Below are 13,592 nucleotides of genomic sequence, written 5' to 3'. Positions count from 1 at the left end.
TATGCCAAACACGTTTGGATAATATATGAGTCAAAAAGTTTTACTTAACGCAAAAGAGGTAAACATCATTCTTCACCGATTGGCTTGTCAACTTATTGAAAAACATAACAATTTTTCTAATACTGTACTTATAGGTTTACAACCACGAGGCATTTTTTTAGCAGATAGATTAGCTAAAATTTTATCTGAAGATTATAAAGTGAAAGATGTAAAAGTTGGCCATTTAGATATTACCTTTTTTAGAGACGATTTTAGAAGAAGTGATAAGCCATTAGAAGCAAACAAAACTAAAATTAATTTTTTAGTTGAAGATAAAAATATAGTTTTTATTGACGATGTCTTGTATACAGGACGGAGTATTAGAGCCGCTTTAACAGCCATACAATCATTTGGTAGGCCAAATGAAATAGAGCTTTTAACCTTAATTGATAGACGCTTTAGCAGACACTTACCAATACAGCCTAATTATAAAGGACGACAGGTAGATGTAATAAATAACGAAAAAGTAAAAGTAAACTGGAAAGAGCATGATAATGAAGATTCGGTTTATTTAATAGAAAAATAAATAAAACAATGAGCGAATTAAGTGTAAATCACTTATTAGGAATTAAATATCTTAAAGAAAAAGATATTCAACTTATTTTTGAAACTGCCGATCATTTTAAAGAAGTAATTAACAGGCCAATAAAAAAAGTACCATCGCTTAGAGATATTACTATTGCCAATCTATTTTTCGAGAATTCAACCAGAACAAAATTATCTTTCGAACTTGCAGAAAAACGCTTATCTGCCGATGTAATAAACTTTTCATCTGCACAATCATCAGTTAAAAAAGGAGAAACTTTAATTGATACGGTAAACAATATTTTATCTATGAAAGTAGATATGGTTGTAATGCGCCATCCTAACCCAGGAGCAGGCGTATTTCTATCAAAACATGTTAATGCAAGTATAGTTAATGCGGGCGATGGTGCACATGAGCATCCAACACAAGCATTGTTAGACTCTTACTCAATAAGAGAAAAACTAGGCGATGTAAAAGGGAAAAAAGTAGTTATAGTTGGCGATATTTTGCACAGTAGAGTAGCCCTTTCAAACATATTCGCTTTGCAACTGCAAGGCGCAGAAGTTATGGTTTGCGGCCCAAAAACATTAATTCCTAAATACATAAATAATCTAGGAGTTAAAGTTGAAACAAACCTTCGTAAAGCCCTAAATTGGTGCGATGTAGCAAATATGCTTCGTGTACAAAATGAGCGTATGGATATTAGTTATTTTCCTTCAACAAGAGAATATACACAGCAGTTTGGAGTAAATAAAAATTTATTAGATTCGTTAAATAAAGAAATAACCATAATGCATCCTGGACCAATAAATAGAGGTGTAGAAATAACAAGTGATGTTGCAGACTCTAAACAATCTATTATATTAGATCAAGTACAAAACGGTGTTGCAATAAGAATGGCTGTTATTTATTTATTAGCTTCTAAAATAAAACAATAGATTATGATTTTTAATCAAAACGAGAATACAACTATAATCACTCAAGAAAAGGTTTCGGTTATAGAATTGGTAAAAAAGCTTCAAGCTTTATATCCAAAATATAAAAACAATAATATAATAATAGCATTAACGAGCTTAAATACTTTAACCAAAGCCGAAATTGTAGAGTTTTTAGATATTTCAAATACACATAAGGCAGCTAAGCATTCATTTGTTATCGTATCCAATAAAATTGATTTAGATATTGTACCTAATCAATTAGTAGTTGTACCTACCATTCAAGAGGCTCATGATATTATTGAAATGGAAGATATGGAACGTGATTTAGGGTTTTAAGATGATTAAATATAACCTTGCACAAGTTAATATAGCTAAGCCATTGGCCCCAATGGACAATCCAATTATGCAAGATTTTGTAAATAATTTAGACAAAATTAATGCCATAGCTGATGCTGCAGAAGGTTTTATTTGGCGTTTAAAAGACGAGGATAAGAATGAAGCCACAAGTGTTTTTCAAGACGATTTATTAATAATTAACATGTCGGTTTGGGAAAACCTAGAATCTCTTTTTAACTATACTTACAAATCAGGACATATAGATGTATTTAAAAGAAAAAAAGAATGGTTTAGCAAAATGAAAATGATGCATATGGCATTTTGGTATATTCCCGAAGGGTATACTCCTAGTTTTCAAGATGCTAAAAACCGATTAGATTACTTAAATACGCATGGAGATACACCTTATGCTTTTTCATTTAAAAGTAAATTTACTTTTAAAGATGCCTTAAATTATAAACAGCTTATATAACATGAAACTTTCTATATTAGGCTGTTATAGTGCAACACCACGTACATTAAACAATACCACTTCTCAAGTTTTAGAAATTAATAACCATATGTTTTTAATTGATTGTGGTGAAGGTACACAGGTACAATTACGCAAGCATAAAATTAAATTTAATAGAATAAAACATATTTTTATTTCACATTTACATGGCGATCATTTTTTTGGTTTGGTAGGGCTAATTTCAACATTTAGGCTACTTACTAGAGAAACAGATTTACATATTTATGGCCCTAAAGGAATTAAAGAAATTGTAACCCTTCAAATGAAATTAGCCGATTCATGGACTAATTATAACTTATATTTTCATGAACTAACATCAAAAAAATCTGAATTAATATTTGAAGATGATAAGGTTGAAGTATATACCATCCCTTTAAATCACAGAATTTATACTAATGGATACTTATTTAAAGAAAAAGAAGGTTTACGAAAACTTGTTATGCATAATGTTAAAGAAGCAAATGTGAATGTTGCTTATTATAGAAAATTAACACAAGGGTTTGATGTAGAAAATGATGATGGCATATTAATTAAAAACGAAAGCGTAACTACAGCAGGGCCAAAGCCTAAAAGTTATGCATTTTGTAGTGATACTATGTATAAAGAAGATATTGTTTCAATTATAAAAAACACAGATGTACTTTATCATGAATCTACTTTTTTAGAACAACATGCGCATTTAGCTGTAAAAACAAAACATTCTACAGCAAAAGAAGCAGCAAACATAGCAAAGCTAGCAAATGTAAAAACACTAATATTGGGGCATTATTCTACACGTTATGGAAATATTCAGGATTTTAAAATCGAAGCTAAATCTATTTTTGATAATGTAGAGCTAGCCGAAGACGGTAAAACGTTCGAGTTTTAAATAAACACTTTAAGTTTATTTTTATTGAAGTTTAATGATTTTCGCAGTATAATTTAAATTTTATTAACCATTTATCTATTTGTTTTTTAAACATATTAGGGAAAAAATTAGCTAATATTTTTAATAGCACCCCTTTAAACTCTGTGTATTCAATAGTAGTTTGCATAATAGTTTGGTTACTATTAAATACGCTAAATTTTGTATTCATGGTGTTAGTTATTTTTTTATGCTCGTATTTGGCATAAAATTCTTTGGGTAAATTATTAAGTATTATCGTTTCAATTAAATCAAAATTTTTATAAACTAATTTAGATTTTGCTCCAGCATGCCCTTTAGTTCCACTTAAATGCTCTAGCCTTAAAAAATCTTTTTGCGATTGTTTTAATGCATCAGGATCTTTAAAATGCTTAACAACTTCAAGCAAAGGTTTATTTATTTTAATACTAAAAGCAAATTTCATTTTTAAAGTTTGTATTAAGATAATAAAAATATTTATCATAATTTTTTTTAAAAAAACATGTAAATTGCACTAGTATGGAAAAAGATTTAAGCAACTACAGAAGGTCTTATAATAAAGGCGAATTACTTTTAGAAGAAGTGCCAGAAAATCCTTTAGAACTATTTCAGAAGTGGTTTTATGAAGTTGATTCTCATTTTTTAGAAGATGAAACTAATGCTATGACAATTTCTACAATAGGTTTAGATGGTTATCCTAAAAATAGAGTAGTGCTTTTAAAAAAATACACTTACGAAGGATTTATATTTTATACCAATTACAATAGTGAAAAAGGTAGAGCTATAAATGCTAATCCTAATGTTTGTTTATCCTTTTTTTGGCATGGGGCAGAACGACAAATTATAATTAAAGGTAAAGCTGAAAAAATTCCAGATAATTTAAGTGATGGTTATTTTGAGTCAAGACCTCGCGGTAGCCAATTAGGTGCTATAGCATCAAACCAAAGCGAGTGTGTTGATAATAGACAATATCTGGAAGATAAACTTAATAAGTTAGAAAAAGAGTACGAAGGTAAAGAAATTTCAAGACCAAGCTATTGGGGTGGTTACATTGTTAAACCTGTAGAAATTGAGTTTTGGCAAGGCAGACCTAATAGACTTCATGATCGTATTCGATATAAGCTTCAAAACGACTTCAATTGGTCGATTAATCGATTATCTCCATAAATTAACGACGAAATACACATAAAATTCAACTTAAGTCACGCTTTATCGATTAAAAACTCAAATAATCGATGAAATACATACTTTTTGTCGATTTTAACAATTCCTTAACAGTTACTTCAGGCTTACGGGTTAATTTTACAGAACCAAATCTAATTAACTTAACCTATGAAGTTATTAATCAAACTACCATTGGTAGCAGTATTTACTGTTTTTATGTTGTCATCTTGTTCAACAGACAGTATTAACGACAAAGAAGATGCTATGGAATTAAGTCTTGAAACCCCACAAGCAAAAACCATAGAAGTAGAAATTCTTGAGCTTATAAATAATCACAGATTATCGTTAGGCTTAAATGCACTTACAGAAATGTCAATAGTAAAGTCTGTAGCGTTCAGCCATACAGATTATATGATTGATAATGATGAAGTATCGCATCATAATTTTTTTACAAGAAGTGAGTATTTAAAATCTAATGCTGGCGCAAAAAAAGTTTCTGAAAATGTAGCCTTTGGTTATAATTCTGCAGACGCTGTTGTTAGAGCTTGGCTTAAAAGTAAGGCTCATAAAGAAAATTTAGAGGGTGATTACACAAACTTTGATATTTCTGCAGAGAAAAATGCAGAGGGCAGATGGTATTACACTAATATATTTATTAAAAAATAATATTTTTATATTTTTTATTAAAAAAGTAACTAACATTGCTTGTTAGACACTATTTTAAAGGTACTTTACCTAGTTTATATAAATTTAAAGCAGTATTTAATAATATCTTTATAGTATCTAGTGGTATATCTTTGTTAGGATTTACATTAAAAATTTTCATACGTTTACGAGTTCCTGTTACTAATTCGGGATGGTTTAAGTAAGCGCCTTCAACAAAAAGTAAGTAAGGCATATTTGTCTTCTTATTTATCCATAAATAGCAAAACATTTTCTTTTTAAAACAAAAACAAGGCATGCCATATTTAGTGGTTTCTGTAATGTTATTATCTTGTTTTAATATAAAATCGCGTAAGGTTAATAAACAACTTAGATTAGGTTCAGTTTTACTTAAATAGAATTTTTCGTTAGGCAGCATTAATAGTTTTTATGTATGAAATGTAGCGTGTATAAGCTACTAATTTAGAGATTAAAAACTAAATAGAATATTCTGCAGGGGTATTTGTAAGTAGGTAGAACTAACAATGAAGTAAACACGGTGATATTGCACGGTTTTTTTTACGAGATCCAAGTTTTAACAATATCATCGATTATCCATTTACCGCTTTCGTTTTTCTTAATATAAATCCTAAAACCTTTTCCGTTTAGAATTCCTATCGCATATCCTCCATTTAGAACTCCGTAAGATTTGGTTTGATCAAAAATAATTCTACTGAAACCAATTTTCGCAGAAATAAAATAATCATATTCAGTTGTCCAAAATTCACGTCCATTAGGGAATTCCGACCGATACTTAAATTTAATCTTTTGATTGTTTGATTTTAATTTGTTTAAGTCAATTTTATAATTTAATCCAAGTTTTATATTTATGGAATCTTGAATTTTAAAATGTTTAGCCAATTTGTTTAAATCATCTTCTTCGAATCTGCTTATTGAATCTGAAACAACAAGAAAAATTGAAGATTTATCTCTTTTTAAAGAGTCTTTTTTTCTTTCCCATTTTTTAATATCATTTTTGTATTTATCAGTTTGTTTATAATCCAGAATTCCTTTATCAATATCATTTTTATATTCTTCTTTTTCAAAGAATTCTGGTGGCGGTGGCGGTGGCGGTAAAAGTCGTTTGTCGAAATGAATAGAATCTATAATTGAAGGAAAAATTTGGTAAAAAACAGCTTGTTCAAACTTAGTTTCAGAAATGACTTTGTCTTCTTTACAGTTCCAGTAAAAAAGTGTTGAAATAAAAAGTATGAATATTAATTTGAACGGTTTTCTCATACGTGAGTAACAATTAATATAATTTGCTTTATTAAGTTACAATTTAATAAAAAACCATCAAAACGATATTACGTTTTGATGGTTTGTAATATAAGGTTTTAAAACATTTAATTCATTTTTACAACAATAAACTCGGTGCGTCTATTTATTTGGTGTTGTGCTTTTGTACAGTTAGATGAATTATTACAGTTATTAAGTAGTTTTTCTTCTCCAAAACCTTTATAGTTAATAATTCTAGAAGGATTAATACCTTGTTTTATAAGGTAATTATAAGCAGCACTTGCTCTTTTTTGCGAAAGTAAATAATTATAATTATTAGGCCCTCTGGAGTCTGAATAAGAAGCAATTTTAATACTCATTTTCGGGTATGTATTTAACATAGACTTTACTATATAATCTAGACTTTCTTTGTCTTCTTTTCTAATTGAAGCACTATTAAAATTGTAATAAATAGGAGATAGGCTAATTGTTTCAATTGGTTTTTCTGTAATTACAACTTTAGCTTGCATTAAAAAGTCATGACTAATAGACCTTGTATCTCTACTCGTATTTTTTGATGATACAGATTTTGTGTTTTTATTATACCCATCTTTATTTACTGTAATTTGATATGCCGTATCTCTGTTTATGGTTATAATATAATGTCCGTTTTCATTAGTTTTTGTGGTTGTAATTACATTGTTGCTATCAACTAATGTTATAGTAGCATTATTAATAGCTTTGTTGTTAGAATCGTTATAAACAGTACCTTCAATATTTAATGGTGGAATTCTATCGTAGGCATATATATCATCGCTACCAATACCTCCTTTTCTGTTAGATGCAAAAAAACCAGATAAGCCATCTTGATTCATAAAAAATGAAAAATCATCTTTGCTTGAATTTACTGGTGTTCCTAGGTTAATAATACTCTTAATGTTTTTGTTTTTATCTGAAACAGTTCCATAAATATCTAATAAACCAAGTCCAGGATGACCATCGGAAGAGAAGAATAATACACCTTTACTATTAACAAAAGGGAATTTTTCGTTTTTGTTAGTATTTATAACAGTTCCTGCATTTATTGGTTGGCTATAAGAACCGTTATTTATATTTACATAATATATATCTGAACCTCCATAACCACCAGACCTATCAGAAGCAAAATAGAGTTTAGTTTCATCTTCATTTAATGCTGGATGTCCGTTTGAAAAATGATTACTATTAAATGGTAAATCTTCAATATTACTCCATTTTCCATCAACTAGCGTAGCTTTGTATATTTTTAAATTAGAAATACCTTCTCCATTTTTTCCTAGAAAATTTTTAATAAAATTTGTTCTAGAAAAATACATGGTTTTACCATCTTTAGTTATAGTAAGCGGGCCATCATGATATACCGAATTTATTTTTCCTTTTAATTTAGATTTGTTATTAACTACCGTATTGGCGTTTTTTTCGGTTACATAAATATTTAAAAAAGGCTCTTCATCCCAAGCATTAAGGTGTTTTTTTAAAGTTCCTTCATCTCTAGCCGATGTAAAATATATTTTGTTGTTGTGTTGGTATGCACCAAAATCGCTAAACTTAGAATTAAATTTAACAGGTTTTAAAACATATTGTTTAGTAGCATTAAATATGGCGTTTAAAAAATCTGAATCTTCTAAATAATGTTGTTCTTTAATATTTCCGCCAGCATCTTTAAATTGTTTTAACCAAGTTCTGGAGGCTTCATAATTTTTAGTACCTCGTAGTGCTTGTGCATAATTATAATAATACTCAATTGGTACATGGTTTTGCTTAACCACTTTTTCATAATATACAACTGCGCTGTCTGGATTTCTTAAATAGGCATAACTATCTGCCAATTGCCTAGTCGCATAATTGGTGTTTATATTATGATTAATTAAATTATGATATGCACTTGTGGCTTGAACAAATGCAAAATTGTTAAATAAATTATCTGCTTTTTTTTGTAAATCGTTTTGAGCAAAAGTGCTAAAAGTGCTTAATACTAATAAAGCTGCTGTTATGTTGTTTTTTAATTTCATTTGGGGTCTTATTTAATTAAAAAATCCTATACTATAATTGTATTATCACGCTATTTGTAGTGCGTTATCTATTCCATTTTAACTACTATAAATTGTGTACGTCTGTTTAATTGATGCTCTTCTTCTTCACAATCTTGTCCGTCTTCACAGCCGTTTGTTAACCTACGTTCTCCAAAACCTTGATGTTCTGTAATTCTAGAAGGATCGATACCTTTAGATATTAAATACTCATACGTTGTATTTGCTCTGTCTATTGATAGTTTATCATTGTATGATAATTCACCTCTAGAGTCTGTATGCGATTCTATTCTAATTACCATTTCTGGATAATCATTTTGCATTAGGTTTACAATTTTATCTAACTGTATTGCTGCATCATCTCTAATGGTATGACTATCAAAATTAAAGTAAATGGTATTTAAGTCTATTTCGGCAAGTTTAACAACGTTTTGTACGGGATTTAAAAGTAAATTACCAGTAATAGTAGTTAGCTCTGTTTGTAAATTTTTAGATGTAAACTCTCTGTAATCTTCTATATATTTATCTTGATTAGCAACAATTTTATAATCTTTATTTCTGTCTATATTTATTTGATAGTAACCATTTTGATCTGTTTCCATGTAAGCTACTTGATTATTTTTATCATCAAATAAAGTAATTTTTGCACCAGCAATAGGGTTTGTGTTTATGGCATCGGTTACAACACCTTCAACATGAAGTACAGGTTCTCTATGAAAAGCATAAATATCATCACTACCACGGCCACCTTGACGGTTTGAAGCGAAATACCCTGTTATTCCGTTTTGATTCATAGTAAAAGCAAAGTCATCTTTATTAGAATTAACAGGAACGCCTAAGTTTATTACATCTACAATACTCTGTTCGTCTTCGCCTTTAATAGAGGCAAATATATCCAGTAAACCTAAGCCTGTATGACCATCTGAAGAGAAGAATAAAACTCCTTCGTTGTTTATAAAAGGAAATCCTTCTGCATTTTCTGTATTAACTACATTGCCAAGGTTTTGAATGTTTGATAAAGATCCGTCGGGAGCAATATCAACACTCCAAATATCGGAGCCGCCATATGTTCCTGGTCTGTCTGATGTGAAATATAATTTTGTGTCGTCTGTGTTTAAAGCAGCATGTTGAGTGGAAAATTCATCGCCATTTATTGATAGATCTTCAATATTTGTCCATAGGCTATCTACTAGAGTAGCACGATAAATTTTCATATTTGTTAATCCTTTTTTGTCTTTTAACTCGATATCATCCTTAAAATTATTTCTAGAAAAATACATGGTTTTACCATCTTTTGTAATGGTAACAGGTCCATCATGATAAATAGAATTAACATCGCCTTTTACCTTAGCGGTATGATCTACGTTTCGTTTAGAACCGGCTTCGGCCACATAAATATCTAGAAAAGGTTGTTCGTTCCAACCATATAACCGTTTAATGGCAACACCTTCGTCTCTGGCAGATGCAAAGTATACCTTTCCGTCATGTTCAAAGGCTCCAAAATCACTATATTTAGAGTTAAAGCGAACACGATCTAAAAAATATTGTTGTTTTGCTCCAAATACACTTGTTATAAAGTTAATGTTTTTTGAAAAATCGTTTGCATTTACAACGCCACCAGAATCTTTATACCGCTTAAGCCACACTTGAGATTCGTCGTATTTTTTCATACCACGAAGCGATTGTGCATATTTATAATAATATTCAATTGGTACATCTTTTTGCTTAACAACGCTTTTATAATACCTAGAAGCGTTTCTTGGATCTCTTAAAAAAGCATAACTATCGGCAAGTTTTCTAGTAGCATAATTTCTGTTATAGTTATCTTGCACCAGTTCTCTATATAATTTTGCTGCTTTAACAAAAGAGAATTTATTAAATAGTGTATCTGCTCTTTTTTGTTTTCCTTGTTGCGAATACGTAGAAAAACTAAGCATTAAAGCTAAACAAACTAATATGTAATTTTTAATATTCATAGGAAAATGAGTCTTAGAAATATCTAGGTGATTTTAATTTAGAACTTAAGAATTTAAACTCGTACATAAGTAATATTTCATGTGTACCAGTTGTATAATCTGCAATTTCAGATATTGGTTTTTCATAAGCATAACCAATTCGTAATTGCCTTGATACTTGAAAATCTACTATGCCACCAATGGCTGCTGTTTGTTCGTTTATTCTATAAGAACCACCAACCCAAAACTTTTCGTTGAATAAAAAGTTTCCAGTTAAGTCGTACGATACAGGTGCTCCATTTGTTGCTTTTATTAAAGCTGCAGGCTTAAATTTAATCGTTTTACTAATATCTATTACACCACCAGCTGTAAAATAGTAGCTAATACGATCTAGAGCTTCAAAATCATTAGCATTATTGGCATCATTATTTAGTATTCTTGGTGCTGATAAACTAGCATAAACTCTATTTGTACTCCAATAAATACCAGCGCCAATGTTAGGTGCCCACCTATCTTCAGTACCATAAATTAATGGGTCGTTTTGGTTATCGTCATCTAAACGGAAATTAGTATCAAAACTAAATTGAGTAAACCCACCTTTTAAACCAAAGGCTAATTTTCCGTCTCTACCTACTGGGATACTATATGAGAAATCTCCATATAGATATGTGAAATTTTGTGGTCCTAAATCGTCTTCAATAAAAGATAAACCAACACCAACACGATCGTTTCTAAGTGGTGTATGAATAGATAATGTTTGTGTTATTGGACCACCCTTAAAGCCAACCCATTGGCTTCTATGTAAACCCACTACACTTAATGCTTCTCTACTTCCTGCATAGGCAGGATTTATAGATATGGTGTTATACATGTACTGTGTAAATTGCGGTAATTGTTGTGCAATTCCCATGGTACAGCTTAACAACGCAATAGCGATTATATTATATTTTAAAAATTTCATAGGTTAAGATGTTATTTGGTTCCTAAGTAAACAGGTCCGGTTATAGGATCTAATCCACTATTTCTTAAGTTAATGATATAATAATATGTTCCGTTAGGTAATTTTCCGTTATTTCCAAAAGATGATTTAGTTGAAGAACCGTTCCAATCTCCAAATACACCAGAACCTGATTTTAAACTTCCAAGAGTGTATTCATTCGATTCATAAACTAGAGCTCCCCATCGGTTAAATATTTTTACCTCTGCTACAAATCCACATAAATCAATACCTTCTATATCAAAAGATTCATTATGCCCATCTCCATTAGGTGTTATTGCTGTAGATATACTAATATCTTTTTCACCACAAGGTAAAACTTTACATTTAGCATCAACAACGATAATAACATCTGTAATATTAATACATCCAGATTGGAAACCAGTATATCTAATTACATATTGTATACCTTCTGTATTAGGATTAAAAGTTTCAGAGTAAGCCTCTTCTAAATTAGTTGGATCAAATATACTGCCTGTTACTGTTGCTATTGGGTTACCTTCTATAATTTCCCATGAGCCTCCAAAAGTATCTTCAGCTAAGTAACCATCTAGGTTTATAACGCCGTTATCAAAACAAATATCTTCTGCTACAACTTCACTTAATATTTCGTCTAACGATACATTTAGTGTTTGTGTGTATGTTTCTTCATTATTACAAGCATCTCTTACTGTCCAAGTTCTTATAATTTGATAATCTGCAATAACGTTTTCATCAAATGTATTTGTTTCGTTAAAGTTTACAATAACATTAGAAGAGCAGTTATCTTCAAATTCAACTTCAGGAGCTTCAGGTATATCTGTACAACTTACATTTAATGTTGTCTCAAATGCTGTTGTTGGTTCTGGAGCTGTCGTGTCTTGTACAGTAATAATTTGGGTGTGAGATGTTGTTAGTCCACACTCATCAGTTGCTACCCAAGTACGTGAAATGGTGTAGTTAGAAGGACAATCGCCATCTGTTCTGGCATCATTTACAGTTACTGTAGCATCGCCACAATTGTCAATTGCTGTTAGTGTTGTTATTTCTGGTAGCATATCACATTCAACAGTTATATCTCTTGGTAATGTTTCAACAAATGTTGGAGGTGTAGTATCTTGAACAATTATGTTTTGAGTATATGTAGTTGTTAAACCACACTCATCTGTAGCGACCCATGTTCTTGCTATACTGTAGCTGTTAGGGCAGTCTCCATTTGTTCTAGCATCACTCACAGAAACAGTAGCTGTTCCACAAACATCGGTTGCTGTTAATATTTCAGGCTCTGGAATATTATCACATTGCACAACAATATTTAAAGTTGGTAAAGTCTCTACAAAAACTGGAGGTGTTGTATCTTGAACTGTTATTGTTTGTACATGTGTATTAGTAATTCCGCATTCGTCTGTGGCTGTATACGAACGCTTTATTACATAATTGTACTGGCAATTACCGTTTGTTCTTTCATCATTAACTGTTACTGTTGCTGTACCACAATTATCGGTAGCAGTTAAGGTAACAGGATTAGGAATGTTATCACACTCAACTACAATATCTCCAGGAAGTGTTGTTTGGTCAAATTCAGGAGCAGTAGTATCAGAAGTTGAAATAATTTGATCATCACTAATAGTATTTCCACAGCTATCTGTTGCAGTCCATGTACGTATAATTGTATATGTTCCAGAACAGTCTCCATCTTGTCTTACATCATTAAATGTAACCGTTGGATTATTATCACAATTATCTGTTGCAGCAGCTGTTCCGAAAGCTGTTGGGCTTAAATCGTCACTACATTCTGCAGTCACATTAGCTGGTATTATAAGCACAGGTTTGGTTGTGTCTTCTACAAAAATAGTTTGTGTTGCAGTTGCAGAGTTACCACAATCATCCGTAATTGTATAAGTTCTTATAACTTCAATAGGACAAGTGCCAGAAGCACTATCTAAACTTGTTACAATAAGATGATCATTTGATGAGCATCCATCTGAAATAGTTAGACCTAATGATTCTAAATCGGCAACAGTATTAGCTGGCATGCTTACATCTGAAGCTGTACATCCTTCAACTGTTGTTGTAGGTATTGTTCCTGCTACTGAAGGTGCTGTAGTATCTTCAACATTAATGGTATGCGATGCATTAACAGTATTCCCACAAGCATCCGTAATGGTATATGTTCTAGTAACAACAAGAGGACAAGTGCCAGAAGCGCTATCAGAGTTTGTGACTACTAAGTTATCATCTGTAGTACAGTTATCTTCAATATTTAACCCAAGAG

14 protein-coding genes are annotated in these 13,592 nt (G+C 30.7%); 7 read left to right on the top strand and 7 right to left on the bottom strand.

Features of this window, described 5'->3' with window-relative positions; genetic code table 11:
• Positions 1-25 precede the first annotated feature (25 nt).
• From pyrR to ACNG5D_RS08470, 5 genes are read left to right on the top strand one after another with little or no spacing between them, the layout of a single operon-like run.
• Positions 26-565 (top strand): bifunctional pyr operon transcriptional regulator/uracil phosphoribosyltransferase PyrR, encoded by a 540-nt coding sequence (pyrR, locus tag ACNG5D_RS08490; RefSeq protein ID WP_418183085.1) that lies wholly within the window; start codon positions 26-28, stop codon positions 563-565.
• Positions 566-573: 8 nt separating this feature from the next.
• Positions 574-1,503: an aspartate carbamoyltransferase catalytic subunit gene (locus tag ACNG5D_RS08485; RefSeq protein ID WP_418183084.1), complete on the top strand. Its 930-nt coding sequence runs from the start codon at positions 574-576 to the stop codon at positions 1,501-1,503.
• Positions 1,504-1,506: 3 nt separating this feature from the next.
• Entirely contained in the window at positions 1,507-1,839 is a 333-nt protein-coding gene (locus ACNG5D_RS08480) for a ribonuclease Z (RefSeq protein ID WP_418183083.1), read from the top strand.
• Position 1,840: 1 nt separating this feature from the next.
• A complete protein-coding gene (locus tag ACNG5D_RS08475; protein WP_418183082.1) occupies positions 1,841-2,311 on the top strand; it encodes a DUF3291 domain-containing protein in 471 nt (156 codons plus the stop codon).
• Between the two features lies 1 nt (position 2,312).
• The gene (locus tag ACNG5D_RS08470; RefSeq protein WP_418183081.1) at positions 2,313-3,218 is read left to right on the top strand and encodes a ribonuclease Z; all 906 of its coding nucleotides are present in this window, start codon (positions 2,313-2,315) and stop codon (positions 3,216-3,218) included.
• 31 nt (positions 3,219-3,249) lie between these two features.
• On the opposite strand, the gene ACNG5D_RS08465 is transcribed toward ACNG5D_RS08470, so the two are convergent.
• Entirely contained in the window at positions 3,250-3,678 is a 429-nt protein-coding gene (locus ACNG5D_RS08465; RefSeq protein WP_418183080.1) for a hypothetical protein, read from the bottom strand.
• A 74-nt stretch (positions 3,679-3,752) separates the two neighbouring features.
• Between ACNG5D_RS08465 and pdxH the strand changes: the two genes are divergently transcribed.
• Positions 3,753-4,400, top strand: a complete 648-nt coding sequence (pdxH, locus tag ACNG5D_RS08460) for a pyridoxamine 5'-phosphate oxidase (RefSeq protein WP_418183079.1) — start codon at positions 3,753-3,755, stop codon at positions 4,398-4,400.
• Positions 4,401-4,565: 165 nt separating this feature from the next.
• On the top strand, positions 4,566-5,063 hold the full coding sequence (locus ACNG5D_RS08455) for a CAP domain-containing protein (RefSeq protein ID WP_418183078.1): 498 nt from the start codon (positions 4,566-4,568) through the stop codon (positions 5,061-5,063).
• 49 nt (positions 5,064-5,112) lie between these two features.
• On the opposite strand, the gene ACNG5D_RS08450 is transcribed toward ACNG5D_RS08455, so the two are convergent.
• The 6 genes from ACNG5D_RS08450 to ACNG5D_RS08425 all read right to left on the bottom strand — a co-directional run.
• The gene (locus ACNG5D_RS08450) at positions 5,113-5,478 is read right to left on the bottom strand and encodes a DUF1801 domain-containing protein (protein ID WP_418183077.1); all 366 of its coding nucleotides are present in this window, start codon (positions 5,476-5,478) and stop codon (positions 5,113-5,115) included.
• 140 nt (positions 5,479-5,618) lie between these two features.
• Positions 5,619-6,338 carry a hypothetical protein gene (locus ACNG5D_RS08445; protein ID WP_418183076.1) on the bottom strand — a complete coding sequence of 240 codons (720 nt, stop codon included), beginning with the start codon at positions 6,336-6,338 and terminating at the stop codon, positions 5,619-5,621.
• Between the two features lie 107 nt (positions 6,339-6,445).
• On the bottom strand, positions 6,446-8,368 hold the full coding sequence (locus ACNG5D_RS08440) for an OmpA family protein (RefSeq protein ID WP_418183075.1): 1,923 nt from the start codon (positions 8,366-8,368) through the stop codon (positions 6,446-6,448).
• A gap of 68 nt (positions 8,369-8,436) precedes the next feature.
• Complete coding sequence (locus ACNG5D_RS08435) at positions 8,437-10,362, bottom strand: OmpA family protein (protein WP_418183074.1); 1,926 nt, start codon at positions 10,360-10,362, stop codon at positions 8,437-8,439.
• A gap of 13 nt (positions 10,363-10,375) precedes the next feature.
• Positions 10,376-11,302: a PorP/SprF family type IX secretion system membrane protein gene (locus ACNG5D_RS08430; RefSeq protein ID WP_418183073.1), complete on the bottom strand. Its 927-nt coding sequence runs from the start codon at positions 11,300-11,302 to the stop codon at positions 10,376-10,378.
• Between the two features lie 11 nt (positions 11,303-11,313).
• Positions 11,314-13,592, bottom strand: a 2,279-nt coding sequence (locus ACNG5D_RS08425; RefSeq protein ID WP_418183072.1) for a gliding motility-associated C-terminal domain-containing protein, incomplete at its 5' end; no start/stop codon positions are given.

The organism is Algibacter ulvanivorans (assembly GCF_048381495.1).
In the GTDB taxonomy this organism is placed as follows: Bacteria; Bacteroidota; Bacteroidia; order Flavobacteriales; family Flavobacteriaceae; genus Algibacter_B; species Algibacter_B ulvanivorans.
The sequence above is the reverse complement of the archived record's forward strand: the minus strand, read 5'-3'. Positions and strand labels throughout refer to the sequence as shown.